Genomic DNA, 25,409 nt, shown 5'->3' with positions numbered 1-25,409 from the left:
CTCGAACTTGTTTGTTGGCGAACCATACGAGTACATGACACGCAATGGAACGCACTTGACTCATCTAGTAGGAAATTTCAACGTCTTCACCCCGGCCCCGTGCGTCCCGGACGTCGGGGACGGGCGGGTGCGGGCCGTCACGGCCGCGCCCGCGGTCAGCGGTCTATGCGCACCACGGCACCCGCGAGCTGGTCGTCCACCTGCCGCACATCGGCGTCGACCATGATCCGCGCGAGCTCGTCCACCAGGACGGTGGGCCGCCAGCCCAGCGTCTCGCGCGCCTTGGACGCGTCCCCTATCAGCGCGTCGACCTCGCTCGGCCGCTCGTACTTGGGGTCGTAGCGCACGTGCTCGCTCCAGTCGAGGCCGACGTGGGCGAACGCGGTCTCCACGAACTGCCGCACGGTGGCCGGTACTCCGGTGGCGACCACGTAGTCCGTCGGCTCGTCGTGCTGGAGCATCCGCCACATCGCCTCGACGTAGTCCGGCGCGTACCCCCAGTCGCGTACGGCGTCCAGGTTGCCGAGGTAGAGGCGGTCCTGGAGGCCGGCCTTGATCCGTGCGACGGCTCGGGTGATCTTGCGGGTCACGAAGGTCTCGCCTCGGCGCGGGGACTCGTGGTTGAAGAGGATGCCGTTGACCGCGAACATCCCGTACGCCTCGCGGTAGTTGACGGTGGTCCAGTACGCGAAGACCTTCGCGGCGCCGTAGGGGCTGCGCGGGTGGAAGGGGGTGTCCTCGTTCTGCGGGGGAGGCGTGGAACCGAACATCTCCGAGGAGGACGCCTGGTAGACACGGGTCTCCACCCCGCTCGCCCGGACTGCTTCCAGCAGCCGCAGTGTGCTCAGGCCGGTCACGTCGCCGGTGTAGAGCGGCGCGTCGAAGGAGACCCGCACATGGGACTGGGCGCCCAGGTTGTACACCTCGTCCGGCTGGATGTCGCGCAGCAGGTTCACCAGCGCCACTCCGTCGGAGAGGTCCGCGTGATGCAGCACGAAGTGGCGTTCGGCCTCCTGGGGTCCCTGGTAGATGTGGTCGATCCGCTCGGTGTTGAAGCTGGACGACCGCCGCAGCAGGCCGTGCACCCGGTACCCCTTCGACAGCAGCAACTCCGCCAGGTACGAGCCGTCCTGCCCTGTCACCCCGGTGATCAGTGCGGTCTTGGTCATGCGGTGTTCCCCTCCCCGCCGGACCCGTCTGCGGGACGGATCCGGCCCGTACGCCCGCCGAGTGCGGGTTGTATGTCGTGAACTACGGGAAATTTCGCCAGAGTTGCTGATCCGGGCCTGTCGATCGCGTGGCGCCTGGCATGATCCGGCCCATGACCGCATCGCTGCTGCCCGAACGTGCCCGTGTCTTCGTCGCCGGCCACCGTGGCCTGGTGGGCTCCGCCGTGGCCCGCCGGCTCGCCGCCGACGGGCACGAGGTACTCACCCGTACCCGCGCCGAACTGGACTTGCGTGACACCGCACGCACGGCGGCCGAACTGGCCGCTCTGCGTCCCGACGCGGTGGTGCTCGCCGCCGCGAAGGTCGGCGGGATCATGGCCAACAGCACTCAGCCGGTGCAGTTTTTGGAGGAGAACCTCCAGATCCAGCTCAGCGTCATAGCCGGGGCCCACGCCGCCGGGGTGGGCCGGCTGCTCTTCCTGGGGTCGTCGTGCATCTACCCCAAGCACGCCGCCCAGCCGATCACCGAGGACGCACTGCTGACCGGTCCGCTGGAGCCCACCAACGAGGCCTACGCCCTCGCGAAGATCGCGGGAATCGTCCAGGTGCAGTCGTACCGGCGGCAGTACGGCGCTTCCTTCATCAGCGCCATGCCGACCAATCTCTACGGCCCCGGTGACAACTTCGACCTGGAGACGTCGCACGTCCTGCCCGCCCTGATCCGCCGCTTCCACGAGGCGGTGGCCGAGGGACGGGAGGAGGTCGTCCTGTGGGGCAGCGGCACCCCGCGCCGGGAGTTCCTGCACGTGGACGATCTCGCCGCCGCCTGCGCCGTGCTGCTGCGCTCGTACGACGGGGACGAGCCGGTCAACGTCGGCTGCGGCAGCGACCTCACCATCCGCGAGCTCGCCGGGACGGTCGCGGAGGTCACCGGGTTCGCCGGCCGTATCGCCTGGGACACGACACGGCCCGACGGCACTCCGCGCAAGCTGCTCGACATCTCCCGGCTCGCGCAGCTCGGCTGGAAGCCGGCCGTCCCGCTGCGCGACGGCATCGCCGCCACCTACGCCCACTGGCGCGGTGGGCTCGACGGCTGACGGACTCCGGTCGGGTACGGGCCTCGGCGTGCGGCGCGCGCCGAGGCACTGTGCGGCCACGGGCGGCGCTCTCAGTACGCCCCGCGGCCGTCGACGACGGCGCGGAACGTACGGGCCACGACATCGACATCGCTGGTGAACGACCAGTTGTCGACGTAGCTGAGATCGAGCTGGACGGTCTCGTCCCAGGACAGGTCGGAGCGTCCGCTGATCTGCCAAAGCCCGGTCATGCCGGGCCGTACCGTCAGCCGCCGCCATTCGACCGAGGTGTAGTGCGCCACCTCTTCCGCGAGCGGCGGACGCGGGCCTACCAGGGACATGTCACCCTTGAGGACGTTGACCAGCTGGGGCAGTTCGTCGAGGGACGTACGGCGCAGCCAGCGGCCGACCCGGGTGACCCGGGGATCTCGGCGCATCTTGAACATCAGGCCGTCGTTCTCGTTCTCCTGCGTCAGCGCGGCCTTCTGGCGGTCGGCGCCCACCCGCATCGTGCGGAACTTCCACATCACGAAGGGGCGTCCGGCCCGGCCGATGCGCTCGTGGAGATAAAGAACGGGTCCCCGCGAGGAGAGCTTCACCGCCGCCGCGACCACCAGCAGCAACGGCGCCAGTACCAGTAGGCCCAGCAGGGCGGCGCTGCGGTCCATGACCTCCTTGAGCAGAGGCTGCACGCCCTCCCGCACCGGTGGGGCCACGCGCAGCAGCGACAGCCCTGCGGCGGACCCGGTTTCCAGACGCTTGACGGACACCTCCACCAGGCCGGGCGCGAGGAACAGTTCGACACCGGCGTCGTGCAGGCCCCAGGACAGACGCCGCAGCCGTTCACCGGACAGCGCGGTGCCCGGGACGACCAGCACCAGGTCGGCGCGGTGCCGGTGCACCGCACTGACCACCAGGCTGGCGTCCTCCGTGGGGGACTCCGGGGCGGTGGCGGCGAGCCGTTCCCCGCTCCGGACACCGGACGCGAACGGGCCGCGTCCCACGGGGACGGCGCCCACCGCCACATACGGGTGGTCGGTGCGCGCGGCGAGATGCGCGGTGACGCCGTCCACCGCGGTGGGCTCACCCACCACCAGGACCTTGATCACCGCTTGCGCCCTGCGGCGCACCGCGGCGAGATGACGGTGCACCACCTTGCGGCACGCCAACGTCAGCGGCAGGGCCGGCAGCAGCGCCACAAGGCAGAGCGGCGCGCGCAGTCGTGTCCCGGTTGCGGCGTGCCCCACGGCGAGCACGCCCAGCAGGATGAACCAGTCGTGGAGCACGGGCAGCGTGCCCCGGCTCTCCCCGATGGCGCGTGCCGCGTAACGCGAGCGGAAGAGCTGGACCGCCGCCCAGGCGAGTCCCGCGACGACACCGCTCGGCACCGCCCACGGCTGACGGGTGGCGGAGAGCACCAGCGCTACCGGCACCCCGGCACCGACGAGGTCGGTGATCAGGCAAGCCGGAAGGTACCAGCGGGACTTGCGTCCCATCCACAGTGAGGAGCGCGCCCGCGAGCGCGCCTTGCGCGATCTGTCGGATTCAGCGGCCTGAACATCCCACATGTACCCCCCCAGGCACGTTTCGCGGCACGAGCGGCTTCATGTCGCGAACATCTATTCGTCGAACATGAGGCACGATGGTGAACAGTACGGCAAACTTGTGCTCGCATGGGAGCGTTTACGTGAACGTCGCTGAGAAGTGCCGATCCGTACGAAATCCCGCGCAGGGTCCGATGTTTGGGCCGGCCGGGTCGGCGGACGGGCGGAATGCGTCACGAACGCCGAACGTGCTGGCTACAGTGTGCGCCCGGTGCGGAAGGGGCCGTACCGCGTTGACGTGGGGGGTTTCGTGGTGGGGGACAAGAACACGGCCGAGGCCGAAGCGACCGGTCGGGACGACGCGGCGGAACGGGAGGAAGGGGCGGGCAGAGCCGGTCCTTCGGTCCCGGAAGCGGTCGACGGCGTTCACGATGCCTCAACGGATCCTTCACAAAAGGGGGTTGACACCTCCGGAACCGAACCGAAGCGATCCCCGCGACGCAGGAGCCGTGCGCGACGGGTGCTCCTCGGAGCGTTCACGCTGCTCGCCGTGGGTCTGCTCATGGTGGGCGGGGTCACCTGGTGGGCGGTGGAGCACTACACAGGCAAGGTCGACCGTCTCTCCGGCGTCTTCCCGACGCAGGTGCCCGCGGCGGCTCAGCCGGCGCCCTCCCGTGGCGGCCAGACCTTCCTCCTCGTCGGCGTCGACAGCCGCTCCGAGCTGCCGACCACGGGCCGTGACGCCAAGGCCCCCGAGTGGAAGTACGGGGCCCAGCGCAGCGACACGATGATGCTGGTCCACCTCCCGGCGGACCACTCGGGCGCCTATGTCGTCTCGCTGCCCCGCGACGCATGGGTGGACGTCCCCGGACACGGCAAGGCCAAGCTCAACGCCGCCTTCTCCTGGGGCGGACCGCCGCTGCTCATCGACACCGTGCAGCGGCTGACGAAGGTGCGCGTCGACCATCTCGCCGTCATCGACTGGGACGGGTTCAAGAAGCTCACCGACTCCGTGGGCGGAGTGGACCTCGTCGTGGACGGCGCCGCCCGCCACATGAACGGCACGCAGGCCCTGGCCTATGTGCGTGAGCGTTACCACCTCGCCCGCGGCGACTTCGACCGGACGCACCGTCAGCAGTACTTCCTGCGCACGCTGCTGGCGAAGGTGATGCGGCCCTCGACCTTCTCCAACCCCGTCAAGGGCGCCGAGGTGCTGGACGATCTCACCGCCGCCGTGAGCGTCGACGACCGGCTCGACGACGGCGACCTGCGCGCCCTGCTGTGGGACAACAAGAAGGTCCGGCCGGGGAACATGGTCTTCATGAACGCTCCCGCCAAGGGAACCGACATGATCTCCGGCCAGTCCGTGGTCCTCCTGGACCCCGGCGCCGGTGCCGATCTGTGGCGGGCCATGCGCGAGGACGCCGTCGACATCTACCTGCAGTCGCACGACGCCGACCGGCTCGGGGCCACGACCCCCTGACGGCACGTCGACGACCGCCGGAGATGCCCGGCTGATGATGGTTTGCCGGACAAGGGGCCACTCGTGCACTAGAGTTCGCACCGGCGGCCCCGGCATCCGCGGAGGACACCCATGACGGATCACCCCGCTCGTCCGACGCACCGGCACCGCAGGTCCTCGGCCCGGTGGCGCACCGCGGTGGGTGCCCTGTTCGGCCTGCTGCTGATCGGACTGATCGCCGGTGTCGGACTGGCCCGCGACCGTGGGGAGGCCGCGCCCCGCGCGGCGAGGGCGAGCGCGGCGCTGCCCTTCGACCTGCCGGCCGCCGACGTGTTGCGCGACAGTCCGCATCAGGTCTTCGCGCACTACTTCCCGCCGTACCCGCTCTCCCTCGACAACCGGCCCGCCGAGGACGACTACTACGCCCGCAACTACCTCACACCGCAGGGCGAGCAGGGCAAGCATGCGGCCTACGGCGGGCTGCTGCGCGACCGGCCCCAGCCCGTGCCGCCGGCCAAGGGGGACTGGCAACTCGCCGACCTCGAACGGGAGGTGAGGACCGCTCGGGACGCCGGGCTCGACGGATTCACCGTCGACATCCTCTCCCTCGACGGCATCAACCGGGAGCGCGTCGACAAGTTGCTGAGGGCGGCGCAGCGGGTCGACCCGCACTTCCGGATCGTTCTGATGCCCGACATGACGTCCCTGCACACCGATCCGCGCACGCTCGCCGATCAGTTGGCCCGGCTCGCCGCCTCCCCGTCCGCGTACCGGCTGGCCGACGGACGTCTCGTGGTCTCCCCGTTCAAGGCCGAGGCCCAGGACCCCGCCTGGTGGGGGCAGGTCATCGCCCGGCTGCGTGACCACGGCATCGGCACCGCGCTCGTGCCGGTCTTCCTGGACTTCCGCGCCAACGCCGAGAGGTTCGCGCCGATCAGCCACGCCTTCTCGTCCTGGGGCAACCGGAGCTACATCCGCCAGGACAACGTTCCCGGCGACATCCGGCTCGCCCACTCGCTGGGAAAGAAGTGGATGCAGGCGGTGTCCGTACAGGACGCCCGGCCCAACCAGGGGATCTACGACGAGGCGGGCAACACCGCCACCCTGCGGTCGACCTGGAACCACGCGATCTCCGACGGCGCGGACTGGGTCCAACTCACCACCTGGAACGACTACTCGGAGGGCAGCCAGTTCGCGCCCTCGCTGCACAACGGGCACGCCTACCTGGACATCTCCTCGTACTACCTCACCCGCTTCAAGACCGGGACCTGGCCGCGGATCGTCCGCGACACCGTGTACGTCACCTCGCGCGTGCAGTTCGCCGACGCGGGCGGAGCCACCCTCCAGCCCCGGCTCATGCGCCCGCGACCGGGCACCGCGCCCCCGCGGGACCGGGTGGAAGTGCTCAGCTTCCTCACCGCGCCCGCCACGGTCTCCGCGCGTGTGGGCACCGTGACCCACGTCCATCGCGCGCCGGTCGGCGCATACGCCCAGGATCTGCCGCTGTCCCCCGGCCGCACCGAGGTGGTGGTCCGCCGTGCGGGGCACACCGTCGCCGCCGTCGCCACCCGCTATCCGGTGCGGCGTACGGTCGCAGTGCAGGATCTTCAGTACTACGCCGTCTCCAGCCGCCGGTGAACCCCCCGGAGGCTTCCGGCGGTTCCGGGCGCCGGACCCCGCTCGGTGCGGACGAGCCGATACGCAGACGCGTCACCGGTGCGGGACAGCGGCAACCGCACTACGCACGACACCGGTTGCCGGCGCGGCCCGCGGACGCCCCGCGCCGGTCGGACCGTCGTGGGGCGGGGTCGTCGCGCTCGGCGGCCGGCCGCGACGACGGCGCAGTGACCGCGTGACCGGGCCGCCCTGAGTGGCGCTCCTTCGCTGTGGACCGGCCGTCCTCGGCGGCTGCCGGGCGCGCCCGAGGTTCCGGGTGGTCCGGCCGGGCGATCGCCGGCCGGCCCGCCCGTCATCCGTAATCCCCCCGTACCAGCCGGGCCAGGGTCTCGCGGCCGCGGTCGACGAGCTCCTTGTCCTCGTGGGGCACTCCCCAGGCGATGGCGCCCACGGCGTCCAGGGCGGAAAGGCAGCGCAGGGCGGTCCGCTCCGCGGAGGTCAGCTCGCGTCCGAAGCCCTCGAAGAAGGCGGTCCTCAACTCGGGCCGTCGAACCCAGGGTCCGCAGGCCAGCCGGACGACGTCGAGCACCACGGCGTGCGGCCGGGCCCGCTCGAGATCGACCACCGCGAGTGACCCGCTTCCGGAGTCGTGGAGCCAGTTGCGCTCCTGGAAGTCGCCGTGGACGTATCCCACGGGCAGAGGGCCGAGCAGCACCAGCCCCGCGGCGTGCCGGCGGACGACCTCACGCTCGGGTACGCCGATCAGGTCTCCGGACAGTTCCAGGTGCTTCTCGGCGGCTTCGACGGCGCGTTCCATCTCGCCGGCCGCCTCGGCGCGGTCCCGGTGGGTGAGATCGCGGGCGTCGCCGTGGAAGCGGCGCAGCCACGCACCCGCCTTGCGGTGCAGGGCGCGCCCCAGGGCGGGGGAGAGGGCCGCGGATCGCACCGGCCGGCCCGTTACCGCGGTCATCAGCAGCGCCCTGTGCCGAGCGTCGGACTCCACCAGGTGCGGCACGGTGCCCCGCTCCAGGGCGGGCGCCGCCTCGCGGTAGGCGCGGGTCTCGCGGGCGTAGAACACGGGTGTGGGTGCCACCTTGAGAACGGTCCTGCCGGTGGCGGAGGTCAGTTCCCAGACCTGGGACTCGGGGCGGGGGTGCGACACGTCCCGCACGGTGCTGAGGGGGCCGACGATGTTCTCGGCCCAGGCGGCCAGGGCGGGTGGAACCGGTGTGCCGGAGGTCATGCGCCGCACCTCGGTGTCGGTCGTGACGAGGACGGGCGGCCGGCACCGGCGACTCGCCGAGCGTCGGCTCCGCACCGCGCGGACGAGGAATGCACCGACCGGTTCTCGAACAGGCGACGACCGGCGGCAGGGGCGGGTACGGGGTTCATGATTCCTCCGGAGGCTCTTGGCGATGCGGACAAGCGACCGAACAACCCGCCCGATCATGGACGCGTAACGGGGGATCGGGGGCGAATTTCCATACGTAAGTTCGAACCATTCGGTTCTCCGCCCGCTGGACGGGGGGAACGTAGACGCCAGTGCCGTTCGATTCCCTCGTGTGGTGAAGGGTGCCCCGATCGGAGGATTGCCCGAAGTCCGCTTGATAGAGCGTCAGGTCGCGTCGGCCCCCGGTTCCGCTGCCGGGGACGTGCCGTCGGATCAGGTCAGCACATGCTCCAGCAGTCGCAGCAGATCCCCCGTCGCGTCCGCGGCGCCCAGGGCCGGCAGCGCCCCGAGGGCGAGCGTCGACGCGGCGAGCGGCCACAGGTGCGGGGGCGGGCCGCTCTGCAGGGCCGCGATGCGGCGGGTGACCGCGTGGTCGGTGAAGTTGAGCGCGCACGACGGGGGGCGGCGCCTGGTGGTGAGCGCCGCTCGGGCCAGGGCGCGGGCCGTCGTGGAGCGGTCGCCGACCGCGTCCGCCGCCTGCTCGTCCGCCCAGCGCTCCATCAGGAACGTGACCGTGGTGCGGACGGGCGCGAGAAACGGGTCCGCCGCGGTGGCCAGCGCCACTGCGGTCGCGAGGGACGCGTGCCGGTGGGTGAGATGGGCGCGCTCGTGGGCCAGCAGCACCCGGCGCTCCGCGGGTTCGAGGGCGCCGAGCAGGGCCGAGGTGACCAGGATCCGGCCCGGCGCGCCGCCGCTGCCGGGGATGGCGAACGCCTGGGGTACGGGGGAGGCGGCGACGACCAGTTCCGTGTCCGGTGGATGTCCCGCGCACAGGGTCCGCAGTGCCCGGCGGGTGCCGAACTCGGCGCGGATTGCCCGGTGGACCCGCACGACGACCAGCAGCAGGGCCAGGGTCGCGGCCACGGCGATCGTGCCGGGGACCGGTTCGGGCAGCGGGTGGCCGTCCGCCCGGGCGTCCGCGACGACCGGCGGTGCCTGGCCGATCAGGGTCACCGCGAGCAGCAGGAGCGACCAGGTGGTGGCGGCCGCCGTGAGAACGGCGGACACGGCCAGCACCCGGGCCGCGAGGGCGGGCGCCACCCTCCTGCCCACCATCGGGCTCACCGCGGCCAGCAGCAGCGAGAGCAGGATCGGGGTGTAGACGTCGATCCTCATGCACCCGCTCCGTCGGGGTGCGGGGACCCGTCCAGGAAGCCGCGCAGGGCACGCTCCTCCTCGGGGCTGAGTCCCGAGACGAACTGCTGGAGCGTGGCGATCGGATCGGGGCCGCGGTCGAGTGCCTCGTGCATGGCCTCGGCCGTCAGTTCGGCCGCGTTCTTCGAGGGTCGGTACGCCCCGCGCCGCCCGTCCACATCACGCAGGACGAGCCCCTTGTCGTAGAGGCGCTTCAGGATGGTGTGCACGGTGTTGTAGGCGAGGCCGCCGCCGATCTCGGCCTGGATCTCGGCGGGGGTGAGCGCCTGCTCGGTGGCCCACAGCGTGGCGAGCACCTCGCTCTCCAGCTCACCGGCGCTGCGTCGTTCCATCCTGCCCCGCGGGCCCGTGCCAGCCATGCCCGCAACCTTACAGCGCGTAGGGGCGCGCGATACCGCGGACCGGGGGCGGTTGCCCGCAGTCCCGGTTCACGCGATTGGCGTAACGGTGGCCTCGGGGCTCCGGGTTGCCGCGGGTCTCATGCTGCACCCCCAGGTGCCTCGCGTTAGCTTGTCCGTGTTTTACCTGTTTTCTTTCCCGATTTCCATCGTCGACCCTACGGCTTGTAGGGTGTGATGCCCCTACAGGTTGTAGGGGGTGAGGGATGGGTATGGCCAACTCGAACACCACGCTCGCAGGGGTCCGCAGGCTCGCGGGGCCGTCGGTGGCCGGCACGTCGTGGCAGGACCGCGGTCAGGGTCTGACAGCAGTCGTGGCGGGCGCCTTCACACTGGCCCAGCTCCTGCTCGTCGGGCCCCGCATGGGTCTCGGCTGGGACGAGACGGTGTACGCCAGCCAGATCAGCGCCCATGCTCCCGCCGCATACTTCAGCGCACCCCGTGCCCGCGGCGTATCGCTCCTGGTCGCCCCCGTGACCTCGTGGTCCTCGTCCACGGCGCTGCTGAGGGTCTATCTGGCGGTGCTGTCGGGCGCGGCGCTGTTCATCGCCCTGCGCGCCTGGCGGGGAGTCTTCCCGGTCCGTGTCCTCGCCCTGGGCGGGGCCCTGTTCGCGAGCCTGTGGGTGACCCTCTTCTACGGCCCGCAGGTCATGCCCAACTACTGGGTGGCGATGGGCGCGCTGGCCGTCACCGGCTTCTTCCTGCGCGCCCACGCGGACAGCGCCGACCGGCCGGCCCTGTGGGGAGTCGCGGTCGGCGCGGCGCTGATGACGTGGATGCGGCCCACCGACGCCGCGTGGACCGCGGCACCGCTCGTGTTCCTGCTGGTCTTCCTGCCCCGGTGGCGGAATCTGCCGCTGCTGCTGGCACTGGTGGGCGGGCTGGTGGTCGGCGCGGCCCAGTGGATCGCCGAGGCGTTCGGCCGCTACGGAGGGCTTCTGCAACGCCTGTCCGACGGTTCCCGGTTGCAGGGCGGACTGGGCTGGAACATCGCCGTCGGCGACCAGTTGCGCAGCCTCGGCGGGCGCACCCTCTGTCGTCCCTGCACCGGCTCGATGCCGAACCCGGCGGTCGTCGCATGGTGGTTCGTGCTGCCGCTGCTCGTCCTGCTCGCGGTGTCCGTCGCCTTCCGGGCCCGGCGTCCGGCGTCCCCGAGCCGCACCCTGGTGCCGCTCGCCTGCGCGGCGACGGCGGCCTTCCCGTACCTCTTCCTGATCGGGTATGCCGCGCCGCGCTTCCTGCTGCCCACCTACGCCCTGCTCGCGATCCCCGTCGCCGACGCACTTGTGCACCTGGTCACGGCCCCCGACGGACGATGGCGGCCGATCACCGCCTCGCTCGTGGCGATCGGGCTCGCCGGGCACCTGGCCGTGCAGTACGCGGTGCTGCACAGCACCGTGGAGCGGACCCAGGCGGACCGCCGGGGCTGGTCCCGCACCGCGGCAGAACTGCACCGGCTCGGCGTCCGGCCGCCCTGTCTGCTGACCGGGAACGAGGCCGTGCCGATCGCCTTCTACACGGGCTGCTCCTCCGCCGCGACGGGCGGGAGCAACAAGAACTCCACCGCCGAAGGCATCGCGCGTTCCGCCCGGACCATGCCCGTGGCCCATCTGGGCACGCCCACCGGGCGTCCGCCGTCGTACACGCGCGGCTGGAGTCCGCACTCCTTCGACGGCCTGCGTATCTACGTCGCCCCGGCGGCGACCCGGAACGGACCCGGATGACGCCTCCGACCGCCGCCCAGGTGGCTCCGGGGGCCACGCGGACGCCGGCCGAGCGGGCCGCGCCGGCCGGTCGGGCGAGGGCTCTGCGGCGGCGCGCCCCATGGCACCTGGCCGTCACCCTCGTCGTGCTCGTCTGTGCGGCGCTGCTGGCCCGGCACCACTGGCCGGTGATCGAGGCGGGCATCACCCGGCTCGAGGACGCCGACCGGGGCTGGCTGCTGCTGGCGGCGATCGCGACCGTGTCGACCTGGCCCTGCTCGGCGCTCGCCCAGCAGGGCGCCGTGGCCGAGCGACTGCCCTTCGGGCGTCTGGCTGCCGCGCAGTTCGCCGCCTCGGCCGCCAACCATCTTCTTCCCGCGGGCCTCGGGGCGGGCGCGGTCAACCTCCGCTTCCTGAACCGCCGCGGACTGTCGATGGCCCGGTCGGCGACCGCGCTCGCGGTGAAGGCCACCGCCGGAGCCGTGACCCGTGGCGCGCTCATCGCCCTCCTCGCCCTCGCCGGCCCCGGGCTGCTGAGCCTCCCGCGCGCCTCCGCGGTCGCGGTGGGTGCCGCACTGGTGGCGGGCGGAGGGCTCGTGGTGGTGTTGTGCCGTCCGCTGCGCCGGGCGGTGTGGACGGTCCTCGCGGACGTGCGGGCCGTGCACCGGCTCCCGAGCCGTGCCGCCGCCCTGTGGGGCGCGTCGCTCGGGTTCGCTGCGCTGCACTCCCTGGTGGTGATCGCGGTGACCCGGTCGCTCGGTCTGCCGTTGCCGTCAGGCCGGGTGGCGCTGGCGTATCTCGTGGCGAGCAGCGCCGCCGTCCTGCTGCCCACTCCCGGCGGTCTCGGCTCCCTGGACGCGGCGCTCGCCTTCGCGCTCGCGCTGGCCGGCGTCCCCGGGAGCGCGGCCGCCTCGGTGGTCCTCGGCTACCGGCTGCTGACGGTGTGGCTGCCGCTGATCCCCGGTCTTGCGGTGCTCGGCCTGCTCGTGCGGCGCAAGGAGCTGTGACCCGTCAGCCGCTGACGCCGTCCTTCGCGGCCCGGCGGGAGCGCAGCAGTTCCAGGGCGAGCGGGAGCACCGAGACCACGACGATCACGGCGATGATCGGCAGCAGGTACTTGTCCACGTTCGGCACCGAGGAACCGAGGGCGTACCCGGCCAGGGTGAGGCCGAGGCTCCAGACGAGGCCGCCGACCACCTGCCAGAGCGTGAAGGTCCGCACGGGCACCTGCAGGGCACCGGCCATCGGGTTGAGCACCGTACGCACCACGGGGACGAAGCGCGCCAGGACGATCGCCTTCGCGTGGCCGTAGCGGTCGAGGAGTTCCTCGGCGCGCTCCGCGCCCTCCTTGAGGCGGACCGAGCGGCTGCGGGCGAGCAGCGCGCCGCCGGCCTTGCGCCCGAGCAGATAGCCGCACTGGGACCCGGCGAGCGCGCCCACGGCCGCCGCCACCAGGAGCGGGAACAGCGACAGCCTCACCCCGTGCTGGCCCGAGCCGGTGCACAGCAGGCCCGCGGTGAACAGCAGGGAGTCGCCGGGCAGGAAGAAGCCGATGAGCAGGCCCGTCTCGGCGAACATCACCACACCCACGCCCAGCACGCCGAAGGCCGCGAGCAGGGACTGGGCGTCCAGCAGGTTCACCGCGAGTTGTGAGCCCAGGGTCAAGGATGTGGCCATCGGCGCGAGCCCTTTCGTACGGGGCCGGGCGGGACACGGTGTCGCCCGACGGCGCACCATCGTACAGATCGTCTACTGAACTGTAGACGACGAACGGATGACGAGTGGTCCCGCGCTCGGCGTCCGCACGGCCGCGCCGTGCCGGCCGCACGGCCGTGGTGGCCGGCTCAGGCGGCGGCGAGGGAGATCTCCGTGGACTTGACCAGGGCGACGACCGAGGCGCCCGGCACCAGCCCCAGGTCATCCAGGGCGCTCCTGGTGATGACCGAGGTCAGCACGGCTCCCACGATCGTGACCCTGACCGACGCGACGGCCCCGTCCGGGATGACGCGGTCGACGGTCCCGGGCAGCTGGTTGCGGATGGAGACGCCCGGCATCTCGGCGGAGGCGAGCGCCACCTCCGTGGACTTGATCAGGACGTACACGGCGGCGCCCGGTGCGAGGTCCAGTTCGTCGACCGCCTCCGCGGTGATCGCGGCGGTGATGTCCTGGCCTCCCGCCAGTTTGACCTTGACGACCGCCATGACCCCACCCGGGAGGACGACGGTCACGGTGCCGGGAAGCTGGTTGCGGATGCTCAGGTTCATGGGCGCGCCTCGCGGAACGTGGGGAGATGATCGTGTCCGTTCCCATGCTGGGCCCGCGGCGGCCGGATTCACGGCCGCGCCCGCACGGCGTGTCAGGCCGGATACGCGTGCGTCTGCGTCGCCTTCACGGTCGCCCAGACCGTGGCGCCCGGCTGAAGGCCGAGCTCGGCCGCCGCGACGGCCGTCAGATCCGCGGCCAGGGACAGCTCACCCGTGAGGTCGGCACGGATCTGGTCGCCGTGCGTCTCCAGACCCGCCACCTCGCACCGCCACAGATTGCGCGCGCTGGCACCGCTGGGCCGGTCCCGGAACAGAGTGACCGCCCCGGGCGGAAACGCCACGAAGACGGGGCCGGACAGCTCCTCGGTCGTGGTGATCGCGGGCCCGGCCTCCAGCCGCACGGTGTGCCCGCCGGCCGTCCCGCGGTACAGATTGAGCCCCACGAGCTGCGCGATGTAGTCCGTGCGCGGACGACGGGCGATCTCCGAGGGCGTGCCCTCCTGGACGACCCGGCCGCTCTCCACCACCACCAGCCGGTCGGCGAGGACCATCGCGTCCAGTGGATCGTGGGTGACCAGCACGGCCACCGCCTCGAACTCGGCCAGATGGCGGCGCAGTTCCGCCCGGACCTCGAGCCGGGTGCGGGCGTCGAGCGCGGCGAGCGGCTCGTCCAGGAGCAGCAGCCGCGGCCGGGTCGCCAGCGCCCGGGCGAGCGCCACCCGCTGGGCCTGGCCGCCGGACAGCCGGCGGGGCTTGGCGCCGGCGTGATCGGCCAGTCCCATGCGGTCCAGCCAGCCCGCGGCGATCTCGCGCGCCTTCGCCTTGGAGGCGCCATGGCACCGCGGGCCGAACGCCACGTTGTCCAGGGCGGTCAGATGCGGGAACAGCAGATAGTCCTGGAAGACCACACCCACGGGCCGCGACTCGGGCGGGGTGCGGTCCAGCGCGGCGCCGTCGAGACACACACCACCGCCGGAGACCGGGACGAGTCCCGCCAGCGCGCGCAGGGCGGTGGTCTTTCCCGCGCCGTTGGGTCCGAGCAGTGCGACGACCTCGCCGGGCGCGACGGTCAGGGCCACGTCGAGCCGGAAGGAGCCACGCTGGACGACGAGGCGCGCGTCGAGTCCCTCGCCGCCGACGCCCGTGGGGGTGCTGCCGGGAGCGGTCTGACGGGTGTGGGTCATGACGCCGTCATCCAGCGGTCCCGCAGGCCCGCCAGGACCGCGATCGACACGGCCAGCAGGACCAGGCTGAGGGCGATCGCCGCCGCAGGATCGTTCTGCAGGGCCAGATAGACGGCGAGCGGCATCGTCTGGGTGCGGCCGGGGAAATTGCCCGCGAAGGTGATCGTCGCCCCGAACTCGCCCAGCGCCCGCGCCCACGCGAGGACCGAACCGGCCGCGACACCCGGTGCTATCAGCGGCAGCGTGACCCGGCGGAAGGCGGTGAAGCGGGAGGCGCCGAGCGTCGTGGCGGCCTCCTCGTAGCGCGGATCGGCGGCCCGGAGCGTGCCCTCGACGCTGATGACGAGGAACGGCATCGCCACGAACGCCTCGGCCACCACGACCCCCGCCGTGGTGAAGGGCAGCGTGATCCCGAACCATGCGTCCAGCCACTGCCCCACGATCCCGTTGCGCCCGAGCGCCAGCAGCAGCGCCACACCGCCCACCACCGGTGGCAGCACGAGCGGCAGGGTCACCAGGGTGCGTACGAGACCCCGTCCCGGAAACTCCGTGCGGGCCAGCAGCCAGGCCAGCGGCACGCCCAGTACGAGGCTCACCGCGGTGGCGGCGGTGGCGCTCACCAGGGAGAGTTGCAGCGCCTGCCACACCGCGGTGCTGGTCAGCTGGTCGGGGAGGGTGCGCCACGGGGCCCGTGCCAGCAGAGCCACCAGCGGCAGCAGCAGAAACGCCAGTCCGACCAGCGCGGGGAGCATCAGCGGCAGCGGCACCCCCGGACGCCGGACACGCCCGGGCCGCGGCCCACCGGTGAGGGTGTCGGCCGCGGCACCGGACGTGTCGGCACGGGTCACGGCTGGAGGAATCCCGCCTCGGTCAGGACCTTGCCGCCCTCGGCGGACCGGACCAGCGCGATGAACGCCTTGGCCGCCTCGGCGTTGGGCGCGTCCTTGAGCAGGACGATCGGGTAGTCGTTGACCGCCTTGGCCGACTCGGGGAACTCCACGCCCTCCACCTTGTCACCCGCCGCCTTCACATCGGTCTTGTAGACGACCGCTGCGTCGGCCTCCTTCAGTTCCACCTTCGTCAGGGCGCTCTTGACGTCCTGTTCGTACGACACCGGTGTGAGCTTCAGGTCGCTCGCCTCGAGCGCCTTCTGCGCGGCGGCACCGCACGGCACGGTCTTGTCGCACAGTACGACCTTGAGGCCGGACTTGGTGAGGTCCTTCAGGGAGGCGACCTTGTCCGGGTTGCCGGGCAGGGTGGCGATCTCCAGCTGGTTGCGCACGAAGGTGGCGGGCGCGCCGACCGCGTCCTGCTTGTCCGTGACGATGGCCATGGTCTTGGGGCTGGCGGCGGCGAAGACGTCGGCGGGGGCACCGCCGGTGATGCTCGCGGCGAGCGTGTCACTGCCGCCGAAGTTGAAGGTCACCTTCGTGCCGGGGTGCTGCTTCTCGAACTCCTGGCCAAGGGTCGTGAAGCTCTCCTTGAGCGAGGCCGCGGCGAAGACGGTGACCGTGCCGGACAGCTTCTCGGCGGAGGACGACGAGGACGACGAGGACGACGGGGAGTCGGACTTGGGGGAGGAACCCGAGTCGGACGAGGAGGAGCAGGCGCTCAGGGCCAGCAGCGCGGCGGCCCCCGCACCGGCCACCTGCACCATCCGGCGGGTCCGGCGCGCGGAACGGGTCTTCACGGGTCCACTCCCTCTGGTCGGCCGTGAGGGGCCCGCCGGGCCCCTCCGTTACGCCGATCATACTGACGCAGGTGCCATGCGGAAGTCCCCTGTTGCATCGCATGAGCTGGGAGATCCGACGAAGCGGGCGGCATGTGCGTTTGTACGGGGTGGCCGCACGGGTACTGTCCTGCGGGAGGTGGTGTCCTGTGGGCCGGCCCCTGACGGAACGGGTCGCCGACGCGGCTGCGCCGGCCGTACTCGCGCTGTCCGGAGACCTCGAGCGTCCCGCCCGGCTGACCGTGCCCGACCTGCTGGCCTGGCCCCAGCACCGGGTCCGGGTCAGTTTCGAGTGCGCCACCAGCGGCGTACAGCACCACCGGTTCGAGGGTCCGCTGCTGCACGACGTGCTCTGCGCCGCGGGCCCGCAGTTCGATCCCGGCAGGCGCAAGGACCGGCTGCGCTTCCTGATCGCCGTCACGGGCGCGGACGGCCACCACGCCCTGCTCTCCTGGGCCGAGATCGACCCGGACTTCGGCCGTGCGCCCGTGCTGCTCGCGGCCGGCATCGACGACACCGCGCTGGACGGGAGCGGACCTCAGCTGGTGCTGCCGCAGGACCGTTGCGGGGCGCGGTACGTCAGCGGAGTCAACGCGATACGGGTGGACGGCCGTTACGGCCCGTGGACCTGAGCCGCGCACCCGGTGGGCCGCCGGGCGCTCAGGTCCGGTCGATATGGACGTTCGTCGACTTCACGCGGGCGGTGGCCTCCATGCCGACCTCCAGGCCCAGTTCCTCGACGGCCTCCCGGGTCAGCAGTGACACCAGACGGTGCGGTCCCGCCTGGATCTCCACCTGCGCCGCCACGTCACCGAGCTTCACGGCGGTGACGATGCCGGGGAACGCGTTGCGGGCCGAGGTGTACGAGAGCGCGTCGTCCTCGCCGGCGCCGCCGCGCGCCAATTCCACCGAGAACGCGGCCAGATCCCTGCCGTCGACGACCCGGCGCCCGTTCTCGTCGCGCCGGGTCGCCACCCGGCCCGCGTCGGCCCAGCGCCGGGCGGTGTCCGAGCTCACTCCCAGCAGGCGGGCGGCCTGACCGATGGTGTAGGACTGCATGTCCGTCACGATAAGCGCTCGGGGCGCTCCGGCCGTACGCGCCTGCGAGGGACTCCCACACGCCGTATCCACGGAAACCGCCATGGCTCCCGGGACCGCATGGCAGGATCGCACGCCATGGGTGTGTCCTGGACGGTGCGGAGCCTGCGCGCGGCGGTGTTCGCCGTGGTGTGCGTGCTGCTCGCCGCCGGGGGGCACGCACTGGCCACCGGCACCGTGCCACCGGCACGGGTGGAGGTGGCCGGTGTCCTTCCGGTGTTCGCCCTGAGCGTGGTCCTCGCCGGGCGTGAACGTTCCCTCCTCGGCATCGGTACCGCGATGCTGCTCGTGCAGGGCGGGCTCCATCTCGCCTTCGACGCGGCGGCCCCGCCGGTCGCACCGATGCACATGGCAGGCATGGCGCACGGCATGCACATGGCCGCCCAGCCGCACGCCATGACACCCCATGCCGTCGGCGCGCATCTGGCCGCCGCACTGACCGCCTCCTGGTGCCTGCGGCGCGGCGAGGCCGCCCTGTGGTCGCTGCTGCGCAAGGCGGTCGCCCTCGTCCCGGGCCTCGCGGCCTGGTGGCGTACGGCGCCGCTTCCCGCCTACGGCGGGACACCCCTTCCGTACACCTACCGCCGGCCCCTGCGGCAGGCACTGCTCCGCCACGCCCTGTCCCGGCGCGGCCCGCCCCCGGGGACCCCGTACGCGATCTGACCCCCCCGAAACCGAGCACAAGTACGGAGCTTCCCCACTCATGTCCCCGATGCGTACCACCCTGCGCCGCGCCGGCACCGTCGCCGCTCTGACCGCCGTCGGCGTCCTCACCGCGGCGGGCGCGGCCTTCGCGCACGTCACCGTCCATCCCGAGAGCTACGCCAAGGGCGGCACCGACGGTGTGCTGACCTTCCGTGTCCCCAACGAGGAGGACACGGCGGCGACCACCAAGGTGCAGGTCTTCCTGCCCACCGACCACCCGGTCCTGGGCGTGCTGGTCGCGCCCCGGGACGGCTGGACCGCCCAGGTGACCACCACCAAGCTCAAGACGCCGGTCAAGACGGACGACGGCACCATCACCGACGCCGTCTCCGAGATCACCTGGTCGGGCGGGCGTATCCGGCACGGCCAGTACCAGGACTTCGACGTCGCCTTCGGTCAGCTCCCGGAGGACACCGACCAGTTGACCTTCAAGACGTTGCAGACCTACTCCGACGGAAACGTCGTCCGCTGGATCGAGGAGGCCCAGAAGGGCGCGGACGAGCCGGAGAACCCGGCGCCGGTCCTGCGGCTGACCGCCAAGGGCACGGCGGAGGGCGGCGGTTCGCCCGCGGTCTCCTCCTCCACCACCGCGACGGACGAGAAGCCGGGCGGTTCCACGGCGAAGGCCACCGCCGCCAGTGACTCCACCGCCCGGGGGCTCGGCGTCGCCGGGCTGGTCGTCGGTGTCCTGGGCCTGGCCGCCGCCGGCTTCGCGATCGCCCGCGGTCGTACCCGTACTCCCTCCTCGGAGTGACCTGTCCCCGTCCCGCCGGCGACGACCACCGCCGGCGGGACGGGGAGCCGGCCGTTCCCCGGATGCGCGGTACGGGCCTATCGGCCGTCCGGCGGGCGCCGTGCCGGCGGCGACCCGGCCCTCACCCGCCGGGGTGGGAGCCGGTCACTTGGCCGGGGCGGGCCGGCGCTCCAGACGGATGTCCTGGCTCGAGAGCGTCATCGGCGAAGCCGTGAAGGCGCGCAGCCGGATGCGGGTGCCCTTTCCGGGCACGGAGAAGCCGCCGCCGGGCGCCTGGATCCGGTAGGTGCCCGTCGAATGACCGGCGACGGAGGAAGGGCCGTCGAGCACCTTCCAGTACCGGCTCATCCCTTGTCCCGTGGTCACCATGAAGTGCGGCCGCAGCGCCGCGTCGCCGGTGTTGTCCACATGGACCGTGAGTGTCCTGACCGCCCGTGGCGTCCGGGAGGCGGCGGCGGCCTGCAGGTGCAGCGGAGGTCTGCCGGTCGCCGCCAGGAGCACCGCCACCAGGGAGGGGGCGAGCAGGCCCGCGGCCACCACCGTGTGGGCTGTCCGCCGCCCGTCCGGCAGCCGTGGCTGCCAGGCGGTGGTGAAGGCGCTCTGCGGCACGGTGACGGCGGCCGCCAGCCACAGCGGTGTCATCAGCAGGTAGTAGCCGTCCTGCGAGCGGGTCGCCAGGTAGAAGGCGCACCAGGGCAGCACCGTCGCGGCCGGGCCCAGCCGGCGCACGAACAGGACGAACACCGCCAGCAGGCCCGCCGCCAGCAGCAGGCTGGCGTGCGAGTACCAACTCAGGCGGTCGCTGCCGTTCGTGAAGTACAGGGAGACGTCGACCAGGCCCTGGCCGTGGATGACGGCGCCCTGGGTGAGCGGCAGTGCGACGCCCCGGATCCAGGTGCGCGGCTCGCTCACGATGAAGTACGCGTTGATCAGCAGCCAGGTACCGGCCGCCGCGGCCACGATGCGTCCCACGGCCACGGCGGCTCCGCGCGCCCCCAGCTCGCCGCGCCGCAGCGCGTAGACCCCGGCGAGCAGGAACGGTGTGAGGAACCACGGCAACTGCTGGGCCGCGCAGGCCGCGCCCAGACATGCCGCCCGCGCCCAGTCGGCCGCGCCGCCGGTGCCCATGCGCGTCCAGCGGACCACTACCGGGACGAGGAACGCCAGCGCGACGACCGCCGGATACCCGAGCCGGGCGTACACCGGGAGCATGCCGAAGCCGAGGCACACCATGGTGGCCGCCGAACGCCAGGGCGTCGGCAGCATCTTCCACATGACGACCGTGCCGAGCACAAGGGCGGTGGTGGTGACCAGGGTCTCCGGCAGCGCGCCGTGGCCGATCCACAGCAGGGGCGCGGTCAGGAGCGCCGTCAGCGGCGGGTAGCCGTAGGTGAAGTCGTATCCGCCGCTCACCGTGGCCGTGTAGGCGACCCCGTGCCCGAACAGCCACGGCCACGGCTGTCCGTACACCGGGGCGCCCGCGAGCAGTTCATGGGCGGCCTGTGTGGTGAGTATCGACTCGTCACTGAAACCGTGCGCCACGGACACCGCGCAGTAGGCGAGCGTGACCGCCGTCAGCAGGACGGCCAGATCGAGCCGCGCCAGCGCACGGCTGCGCCGCACCACCAGCGCCAGGACACCCGTGACCAGGATCGATGCGTAACAGACGGAGATGACGGCCGCGATCATCAGTCGGTGACTCGCAGCGGAGGACCACACCCCGCGGGTACCGATGAACAGGCTGATGTCCGCGAGCAACGTCAGGGCGCGATGCCACTGGGCGGGGGTCGGGTCGGGTTCGACCGGCGTCATGGCCGGTCGCGTCGGTCGGCCGCTTGTCGACGGCCTTGCTTCTGCCAACTGCACGCCACGGAACGTAAGGGGACAGGTTGAGCGCCGCGTCCGTGGTGGTGAAGATTCCGGTGTGAGGGCAGTAAGAAGAGGCCGTACGGGTCCGGACGCCGGCCGCGTTCCCCCTGAAGGGGGACCTCATCCACCCGGTCGGCCGCCCACCGGACGAGCACCGCCGCACTCCCGCCCGGGCCGCGCGCGCGGCCGGTGGCACGACCGCCGGTCGCGTGGCGGTCCGTGTCGCTGTTGGGCCGGACGGGTGACCATGCGTAAGAATTGCCCGGTGCAGACATGGAATGCGAGCCATCAGGGGGAGGGCCGGTGAACGGCTACGACGTCACCGACGAACAGTGGGAGGGGCTTGCTCAGGTCGTGCCGTTGCGCGGCCGGGACGCCTGGCCGTCCGCCGTGGACCACCGCTCGATACCCGAGGCCCGGACCGAGGCGCGGCGCCGTTTTGTGGTGCTGAGGGTCAACGTGTTCGCGGACGCCCGCGAGGTGGCCGAGACGCTGATGGCGGGGGTGCCCGTCCTGCTCGACCTGACGAGCGCGGAGACCGAGGTCGCCAAGCGGGTGCTCGACTTCAGCACGGGCGTCGTCTTCGGCCTCGCCAGCGGGATGCACCGGGTCGACCGCAATGTCTTCCTGCTGACCCCGTTGGGTACCGAGGTGCGCGAACTCATGGAGGGCGCGAGGGCTTCCGGCGGCTGAGGACCGCCCGCGTACGCGGCATGTGTCCGGGCCCGTCGCCCGATCGTGGGAAGGGCGCGCGGGCAAAACGGTTCGCCCGTGCCTCCTGCGCCTACGGTCCCGGACATGACGGTGTCTCCCGAGGTGTCCCTGCCCCGCCCGACCGCCGGGACCGAGCCGTGCCCGGACCGGCCGAACGTGACGGAACTGCGGCTGTCCGCCTTCGCGGGGCACCGTCGGGCCCGGTTCACGCTCGGGCCCCTGACGCTCTTCACCGGCCCGAGCGGATCCGGCAAGTCGCGGGCGCTCCAGGCGTACGCGGCGCTGGCGCGGCTCGGCGGCGGGGTGGAACTCCACGAGGTGTTCCCGGATCCGCCGGCCTGTGTCCCGGAGGGGGCGCGGCCCGACGCCCAGCGGCGGCGCGGATTCCGCATTGGCTGCACGGCCGACGGTCCGGAGGGGCCGGTACGGCTCGACGTGGCCGTCCAGGCCGAGCCGGAACTGCGCATCGTCGGCGAGCGGTTGACGTCCGGTGACCTCGTCCTGCTGGAGACGGCGCTGCGCGACCCCGCCAGGCGCACGGTGCAGGCGGCCTGGCACACCGCCGGTTCCTCACCGGTGACCCGGGGCCCGTTGCCCGACGACCGCCTCGGCACCGCATTGCTGCCGCTGCGTGTGTCCGGCAGGACGGACGGACAGCGCCGGGTGCTCGCCGCGGCCGAGCAGATGGTGGTGGCCCTGCGCTCGGTCTTCACCTGCGACCCGAGTCCCCGCCGGATGCGCGCCCCGGTTCCACCGGGCGCGGGCCGGCTGCTGCCGGGCTGCGGCAACCTCGCGGAGGTCCTGCTGCGTACCCGGGCGGAGTGCGGCCGGCGGCACGCGCTGCTGACCGAGGCGGTCGCCGCCGGGTGCACGGGCCGTGTCGTGGATCTGCTGGCGGAGCCGCTCCGGGACGGCACGGTGCGCGCGTTGGTCGACCGGGGCAACGGAGTGCGTACACCACTGAATCTGCTGGGTGACGGTGAGCTGCGTTATCTGGCGCTGGCCCTCGTCCTGCTCACCGGGCCGGGCGTCCTCGAGGTCGACCCGGTGGGCGAGGTGCCGGCGGCGCTGCAGACGCTCACCGTGCTGGCGGACGGTCTCGACCGCGGTCTGGACCGGCGGCAGGCGCGGGAACTGCTCCGATTGGCGGTCCGGATGAGTGCGCGGGGGCATGTCCGGTTGGTGGGTGCGGTGAGTGACGTGTCCCGGGCCGCGGAGGTGGACGGCGTGACGGTGGTAGACCTGAGCCCGTGACTGAAGAACCCGGGCGGCGCGAGGACCTGGACGTGGCGCGGTTGCAGCGGCGGCTTGCGGACTTCGCCGCGAGGCGCAACTGGCAGCCCTACCACACACCGAAGAATCTTGTCGCCGCGCTCAGCGTGGAGGCCTCCGAACTGGTCGAGATCTTCCAGTGGTTGACGCCGGAGGAGTCGTCGCGCGTGATGGACGATCCCGGTACGGCCCACCGGGTGAGGGACGAGGTCGCGGACGTGCTCGCGTATCTGCTCCAGCTGTGCGAGGTGCTGGGCATCGACGTGTTGGCGGCGCTGGACGCGAAGATCGACCGCAATGAGGGCAGGTTTCCGGCACCCGGAGCCGAGTGACTCTCTCTCCCTGTCACTCTCCGAAGTTATTGAGTTGTCCACTTCTCTCAGGATGTCCACAGATTTCGGACTACCTCTGGCTTTTCGTCCGTTGTGCCTTCACGCTGGGTAGTGAACAACGGAGTTCGGGCAGACGTGCGGGAGTGCGTCAGGACAGAGCGGGGGCAGCGCATGGAAGCGGTGCGGCTCATCGTGACGAGCAGACGTGCCCTGGCGGGGAGCGGGGACGGGGCGAGGATCATGACGGAGGCGTGGCAGGCGTACGCCCTGGCGCAGGCGATCGGCAGCCGGCTGGCTGTCTCGGGACCTCCCGAACTGCGCGGGGAGGCCCTGGGGTTGACGGAACTCGCAGGCAGGGGCTGCGGCGTCCTCGACACACCCTCCATCGATGTGGCGGATCTGCGGGCCGCCCAGCTCACCGATCTGGGCGATGCGCGCGGGGCCCTTCTCGACCTCGCGACCCTCCTGGTGGAACTGGGCATGGCCCTGGTCGCCGTCGCGAGCGCGGCGGACGACGAGGGCACCTACTGGCAGTGCATGGAGGCCATCGACGCGGCGGACGAGTCGAGGGACAGGGTCAGGGAGATGCTGCGGCGACTGGCGGCAAGGGACGGCGAGATGCGGGAACGACACAAGGCGCCGGGCTGAGCCGCTCGTCCACGGGCCCTGTCCCGTGGGGCTGCTCGGGACACGAGGGCTCGCTCGGCCCCGGCGCCTTCCCGGGGAGCGGACACGGCGAGGGCGGGAGACACGGCCATGGGCGGAGGGGTCCGGCCGGTGCGGCACCGCAGTGGCGGCGGTCGGCGCGAGGAAGGGCCGACGGAGCGGCCTTTCACCCGATCATCCGATTGACGGACGTTCGCTCGGTCCGGGGCGGGTGGGGCGGATGGGACCAGTGGGATCGACGGCTGGCGGAGCGTGCAGGATGGAGGTATGGATCTTCGCATCTTCACCGAGCCCCAGCAGGGCGCGACCTACGACACCCTCCTCACCGTCGCCAAGGCCACCGAAGACCTGGGCTTCGACGCCTTCTTCCGTTCCGACCACTATCTGAGGATGGGGAGCGGGGACGGCCTCCCCGGCCCCACCGACGCCTGGATCACCCTGGCCGGCCTCGCCCGCGAGACCAAGCGCATCCGCCTCGGCACGCTGATGACCGCCGCCACCTTCCGTCTGCCCGGTGTCCTTGCCCTTCAGGTCGCTCAGGTCGACCAGATGTCCGGCGGCCGGGTCGAGCTGGGCCTCGGGGCCGGCTGGTTCGAGGAGGAGCACCGGGCCTACGGCATTCCGTTCCCGAAGGAGAAGTTCGCCCGCCTCGAGGAGCAGCTGGCGATCGTCACCGGGCTGTGGCAGACCGAGGTCGGCAAGACCTTCGGCTTCCACGGGACGTACTACGACCTCACCGACTCACCCGCACTGCCCAAGCCCGCCCAGGCGAAGGTCCCGGTGCTCATCGGCGGCCACGGTGCGACCCGCACCCCGCGGCTGGCCGTGCAGTACGCCGACGAGTTCAACATCCCGTTCGCCTCGATCGAGGACAGCGAGCGCCAGTTCGGCCGGGTTCGTGCCGCCGCCGCCGAGTCCGGCCGGGCCGCCGACAGCCTGACGTACTCGAACGCACTGGTGGTCTGTGTCGGCAAGGACGACCAGGAGGTGGCCCGCCGCGCCGGCGCGATCGGGCGCGAGGCCGACGAGCTGAAGATCAACGGCCTGGCCGGTACCCCGGACGAGGTCGTCGACAAGATCGGCCGGTACGCGGAGATCGGCTCCAGCCGTCTCTACCTCCAGATCCTCGACCTCGACGACCTGGACCACCTGGAGCTCATCTCCTCCCGCGTGCAGTCGCAGCTGTCCTGACCGGTCTCTCCGCGCTCCGGGCCGCACGCGGTCCGGCCCGGAGCGCCCGTGGGGAGG

At 72.1% G+C, this 25,409-nt stretch carries 25 protein-coding genes; 13 read left to right on the top strand and 12 right to left on the bottom strand.

The window, feature by feature from the left end:
- Window positions 1-155: 155 nt before the first annotated feature.
- The gene (gene gmd, locus RCR19_RS09775; protein ID WP_331264790.1) at window positions 156-1,169 is read right to left on the bottom strand and encodes a GDP-mannose 4,6-dehydratase; all 1,014 of its coding nucleotides are present in this window, start codon (window positions 1,167-1,169) and stop codon (window positions 156-158) included.
- A 152-nt stretch (window positions 1,170-1,321) separates the two neighbouring features.
- Here gmd and RCR19_RS09770 point away from each other — a divergent pair, with 152 nt between their 5' ends.
- Entirely contained in the window at window positions 1,322-2,266 is a 945-nt protein-coding gene (locus RCR19_RS09770; RefSeq protein ID WP_331264789.1) for a GDP-L-fucose synthase, read from the top strand.
- Between the two features lie 71 nt (window positions 2,267-2,337).
- Here RCR19_RS09770 and RCR19_RS09765 read toward each other — a convergent pair whose 3' ends face one another.
- Window positions 2,338-3,741, bottom strand: a complete 1,404-nt coding sequence (locus RCR19_RS09765; protein WP_331264788.1) for an exopolysaccharide biosynthesis polyprenyl glycosylphosphotransferase — start codon at window positions 3,739-3,741, stop codon at window positions 2,338-2,340.
- 568 nt (window positions 3,742-4,309) lie between these two features.
- Between RCR19_RS09765 and RCR19_RS09760 the strand changes: the two genes are divergently transcribed.
- Both RCR19_RS09760 and RCR19_RS09755 read left to right on the top strand, forming a co-directional pair.
- The gene (locus RCR19_RS09760; protein WP_331264787.1) at window positions 4,310-5,272 is read left to right on the top strand and encodes an LCP family protein; all 963 of its coding nucleotides are present in this window, start codon (window positions 4,310-4,312) and stop codon (window positions 5,270-5,272) included.
- A 111-nt stretch (window positions 5,273-5,383) separates the two neighbouring features.
- Window positions 5,384-6,889 carry a glycoside hydrolase family 71 protein gene (locus tag RCR19_RS09755; protein ID WP_331264786.1) on the top strand — a complete coding sequence of 502 codons (1,506 nt, stop codon included), beginning with the start codon at window positions 5,384-5,386 and terminating at the stop codon, window positions 6,887-6,889.
- Between the two features lie 331 nt (window positions 6,890-7,220).
- Here the strand turns inward: RCR19_RS09755 and RCR19_RS09750 are convergent, their stop codons facing one another.
- From RCR19_RS09750 to RCR19_RS09740, 3 genes are all read right to left on the bottom strand, one after another.
- Window positions 7,221-8,111, bottom strand: coding sequence for an aminoglycoside phosphotransferase family protein (locus tag RCR19_RS09750; RefSeq protein ID WP_331264785.1), 891 nt, complete (start codon window positions 8,109-8,111; stop codon window positions 7,221-7,223).
- Window positions 8,112-8,531: 420 nt separating this feature from the next.
- The gene (locus RCR19_RS09745) at window positions 8,532-9,434 is read right to left on the bottom strand and encodes a M48 family metalloprotease (RefSeq protein ID WP_331264784.1); all 903 of its coding nucleotides are present in this window, start codon (window positions 9,432-9,434) and stop codon (window positions 8,532-8,534) included.
- Window positions 9,431-9,832, bottom strand: a complete 402-nt coding sequence (locus RCR19_RS09740; RefSeq protein ID WP_331264783.1) for a BlaI/MecI/CopY family transcriptional regulator — start codon at window positions 9,830-9,832, stop codon at window positions 9,431-9,433. Before RCR19_RS09740 ends, RCR19_RS09745 begins: the two co-directional genes overlap by 4 nt.
- A gap of 251 nt (window positions 9,833-10,083) precedes the next feature.
- Between RCR19_RS09740 and RCR19_RS09735 the strand changes: the two genes are divergently transcribed.
- Both RCR19_RS09735 and RCR19_RS09730 read left to right on the top strand, forming a co-directional pair.
- Window positions 10,084-11,595, top strand: a complete 1,512-nt coding sequence (locus RCR19_RS09735; protein ID WP_331264782.1) for a hypothetical protein — start codon at window positions 10,084-10,086, stop codon at window positions 11,593-11,595.
- On the top strand, window positions 11,592-12,581 hold the full coding sequence (locus tag RCR19_RS09730; RefSeq protein WP_331264781.1) for a YbhN family protein: 990 nt from the start codon (window positions 11,592-11,594) through the stop codon (window positions 12,579-12,581). Before RCR19_RS09735 ends, RCR19_RS09730 begins: the two co-directional genes overlap by 4 nt.
- 4 nt (window positions 12,582-12,585) lie before the next feature.
- Here the strand turns inward: RCR19_RS09730 and RCR19_RS09725 are convergent, their stop codons facing one another.
- The 5 genes from RCR19_RS09725 to modA all read right to left on the bottom strand — a co-directional run bounded on the left by RCR19_RS09725 (window position 12,586) and on the right by modA (window position 16,679).
- Complete coding sequence (locus RCR19_RS09725) at window positions 12,586-13,251, bottom strand: DedA family protein (RefSeq protein ID WP_331264780.1); 666 nt, start codon at window positions 13,249-13,251, stop codon at window positions 12,586-12,588.
- A gap of 167 nt (window positions 13,252-13,418) precedes the next feature.
- The gene (locus tag RCR19_RS09720; RefSeq protein ID WP_331264779.1) at window positions 13,419-13,838 is read right to left on the bottom strand and encodes a TOBE domain-containing protein; all 420 of its coding nucleotides are present in this window, start codon (window positions 13,836-13,838) and stop codon (window positions 13,419-13,421) included.
- A 92-nt stretch (window positions 13,839-13,930) separates the two neighbouring features.
- Window positions 13,931-15,022, bottom strand: coding sequence for an ABC transporter ATP-binding protein (locus tag RCR19_RS09715; protein ID WP_331264778.1), 1,092 nt, complete (start codon window positions 15,020-15,022; stop codon window positions 13,931-13,933).
- Window positions 15,019-15,870, bottom strand: a complete 852-nt coding sequence (modB, locus tag RCR19_RS09710; protein WP_331264777.1) for a molybdate ABC transporter permease subunit — start codon at window positions 15,868-15,870, stop codon at window positions 15,019-15,021. The genes RCR19_RS09715 and modB overlap by 4 nt, the downstream gene beginning before the upstream one ends.
- Window positions 15,867-16,679, bottom strand: a complete 813-nt coding sequence (gene modA, locus RCR19_RS09705; protein ID WP_331269395.1) for a molybdate ABC transporter substrate-binding protein — start codon at window positions 16,677-16,679, stop codon at window positions 15,867-15,869. The genes modB and modA overlap by 4 nt, the downstream gene beginning before the upstream one ends.
- A 221-nt stretch (window positions 16,680-16,900) precedes the next feature.
- Between modA and RCR19_RS09700 the strand changes: the two genes are divergently transcribed.
- Window positions 16,901-17,383: a molybdopterin-dependent oxidoreductase gene (locus RCR19_RS09700; RefSeq protein ID WP_331264776.1), complete on the top strand. Its 483-nt coding sequence runs from the start codon at window positions 16,901-16,903 to the stop codon at window positions 17,381-17,383.
- Between the two features lie 28 nt (window positions 17,384-17,411).
- On the opposite strand, the gene RCR19_RS09695 is transcribed toward RCR19_RS09700, so the two are convergent.
- Entirely contained in the window at window positions 17,412-17,810 is a 399-nt protein-coding gene (locus tag RCR19_RS09695; protein WP_115977522.1) for a helix-turn-helix transcriptional regulator, read from the bottom strand.
- 99 nt (window positions 17,811-17,909) lie between these two features.
- On the opposite strand from RCR19_RS09695, the gene RCR19_RS09690 reads away from it, so the two are divergent.
- Together RCR19_RS09690 and RCR19_RS09685 are read left to right on the top strand one after the other, a co-directional pair.
- Complete coding sequence (locus RCR19_RS09690) at window positions 17,910-18,512, top strand: hypothetical protein (RefSeq protein ID WP_331264775.1); 603 nt, start codon at window positions 17,910-17,912, stop codon at window positions 18,510-18,512.
- A gap of 40 nt (window positions 18,513-18,552) precedes the next feature.
- Window positions 18,553-19,308 carry a YcnI family protein gene (locus RCR19_RS09685; RefSeq protein ID WP_331264774.1) on the top strand — a complete coding sequence of 252 codons (756 nt, stop codon included), beginning with the start codon at window positions 18,553-18,555 and terminating at the stop codon, window positions 19,306-19,308.
- A 144-nt stretch (window positions 19,309-19,452) separates the two neighbouring features.
- On the opposite strand, the gene RCR19_RS09680 is transcribed toward RCR19_RS09685, so the two are convergent.
- Window positions 19,453-21,120, bottom strand: coding sequence for a hypothetical protein (locus tag RCR19_RS09680; RefSeq protein ID WP_331264773.1), 1,668 nt, complete (start codon window positions 21,118-21,120; stop codon window positions 19,453-19,455).
- Between the two features lie 330 nt (window positions 21,121-21,450).
- Between RCR19_RS09680 and RCR19_RS09675 the strand changes: the two genes are divergently transcribed.
- From RCR19_RS09675 to RCR19_RS09655, 5 genes are all read left to right on the top strand, one after another.
- A complete protein-coding gene (locus RCR19_RS09675) occupies window positions 21,451-21,870 on the top strand; it encodes a cell division protein SepF (protein WP_079050814.1) in 420 nt (139 codons plus the stop codon).
- Window positions 21,871-21,975: 105 nt separating this feature from the next.
- Window positions 21,976-23,145, top strand: coding sequence for an ATP-binding protein (locus RCR19_RS09670; RefSeq protein ID WP_331264772.1), 1,170 nt, complete (start codon window positions 21,976-21,978; stop codon window positions 23,143-23,145).
- On the top strand, window positions 23,142-23,495 hold the full coding sequence (locus RCR19_RS09665) for a nucleotide pyrophosphohydrolase (protein WP_331264771.1): 354 nt from the start codon (window positions 23,142-23,144) through the stop codon (window positions 23,493-23,495). Before RCR19_RS09670 ends, RCR19_RS09665 begins: the two co-directional genes overlap by 4 nt.
- Before the next feature lie 171 nt (window positions 23,496-23,666).
- On the top strand, window positions 23,667-24,143 hold the full coding sequence (locus RCR19_RS09660; RefSeq protein WP_331264770.1) for a DUF6099 family protein: 477 nt from the start codon (window positions 23,667-23,669) through the stop codon (window positions 24,141-24,143).
- A gap of 285 nt (window positions 24,144-24,428) precedes the next feature.
- Window positions 24,429-25,352, top strand: a complete 924-nt coding sequence (locus RCR19_RS09655; RefSeq protein ID WP_331264769.1) for an LLM class F420-dependent oxidoreductase — start codon at window positions 24,429-24,431, stop codon at window positions 25,350-25,352.
- Window positions 25,353-25,409: the final 57 nt, after the last annotated feature.

The sequence above is a fragment of the Streptomyces sp. WAC07094 genome, assembly GCF_036320405.1.
In the GTDB taxonomy this organism is placed as follows: Bacteria; Actinomycetota; Actinomycetes; order Streptomycetales; family Streptomycetaceae; genus Streptomyces; species Streptomyces lannensis.
This window is presented reverse-complemented; position numbering and strand designations above follow the sequence as displayed.

Bases quoted from the DNA above. Each gene is read 5' to 3' on its own strand.
- RCR19_RS09745 (WP_331264784.1), bottom strand. From the start codon at position 9,434: ATGAGGATCGACGTCTACACCCCGATCCTGCTCTCGCTGCTGCTGGCC.
- RCR19_RS09765 (WP_331264788.1), bottom strand. From the start codon at position 3,741: ATGGGACGCAAGTCCCGCTGGTACCTTCCGGCTTGCCTGATCACCGAC.
- RCR19_RS09725 (WP_331264780.1), bottom strand. From the start codon at position 13,251: ATGGCCACATCCTTGACCCTGGGCTCACAACTCGCGGTGAACCTGCTG.
- RCR19_RS09735 (WP_331264782.1), top strand. From the start codon at position 10,084: ATGGCCAACTCGAACACCACGCTCGCAGGGGTCCGCAGGCTCGCGGGG.
- RCR19_RS09685 (WP_331264774.1), top strand. From the start codon at position 18,553: ATGTCCCCGATGCGTACCACCCTGCGCCGCGCCGGCACCGTCGCCGCT.
- RCR19_RS09770 (WP_331264789.1), top strand. From the start codon at position 1,322: ATGACCGCATCGCTGCTGCCCGAACGTGCCCGTGTCTTCGTCGCCGGC.
- RCR19_RS09690 (WP_331264775.1), top strand. From the start codon at position 17,910: ATGGCAGGATCGCACGCCATGGGTGTGTCCTGGACGGTGCGGAGCCTG.
- RCR19_RS09720 (WP_331264779.1), bottom strand. From the start codon at position 13,838: ATGAACCTGAGCATCCGCAACCAGCTTCCCGGCACCGTGACCGTCGTC.
- modA (WP_331269395.1), bottom strand. From the start codon at position 16,679: ATGGTGCAGGTGGCCGGTGCGGGGGCCGCCGCGCTGCTGGCCCTGAGC.
- RCR19_RS09670 (WP_331264772.1), top strand. From the start codon at position 21,976: ATGACGGTGTCTCCCGAGGTGTCCCTGCCCCGCCCGACCGCCGGGACC.
- gmd (WP_331264790.1), bottom strand. From the start codon at position 1,169: ATGACCAAGACCGCACTGATCACCGGGGTGACAGGGCAGGACGGCTCG.
- RCR19_RS09755 (WP_331264786.1), top strand. From the start codon at position 5,384: ATGACGGATCACCCCGCTCGTCCGACGCACCGGCACCGCAGGTCCTCG.
- RCR19_RS09715 (WP_331264778.1), bottom strand. From the start codon at position 15,022: ATGACCCACACCCGTCAGACCGCTCCCGGCAGCACCCCCACGGGCGTC.
- RCR19_RS09750 (WP_331264785.1), bottom strand. From the start codon at position 8,111: ATGACCTCCGGCACACCGGTTCCACCCGCCCTGGCCGCCTGGGCCGAG.
- RCR19_RS09695 (WP_115977522.1), bottom strand. From the start codon at position 17,810: ATGCAGTCCTACACCATCGGTCAGGCCGCCCGCCTGCTGGGAGTGAGC.
- RCR19_RS09730 (WP_331264781.1), top strand. From the start codon at position 11,592: ATGACGCCTCCGACCGCCGCCCAGGTGGCTCCGGGGGCCACGCGGACG.
- RCR19_RS09655 (WP_331264769.1), top strand. From the start codon at position 24,429: ATGGATCTTCGCATCTTCACCGAGCCCCAGCAGGGCGCGACCTACGAC.
- RCR19_RS09680 (WP_331264773.1), bottom strand. From the start codon at position 21,120: ATGACGCCGGTCGAACCCGACCCGACCCCCGCCCAGTGGCATCGCGCC.
- RCR19_RS09740 (WP_331264783.1), bottom strand. From the start codon at position 9,832: ATGGCTGGCACGGGCCCGCGGGGCAGGATGGAACGACGCAGCGCCGGT.
- RCR19_RS09675 (WP_079050814.1), top strand. From the start codon at position 21,451: ATGGAATGCGAGCCATCAGGGGGAGGGCCGGTGAACGGCTACGACGTC.
- RCR19_RS09660 (WP_331264770.1), top strand. From the start codon at position 23,667: ATGGAAGCGGTGCGGCTCATCGTGACGAGCAGACGTGCCCTGGCGGGG.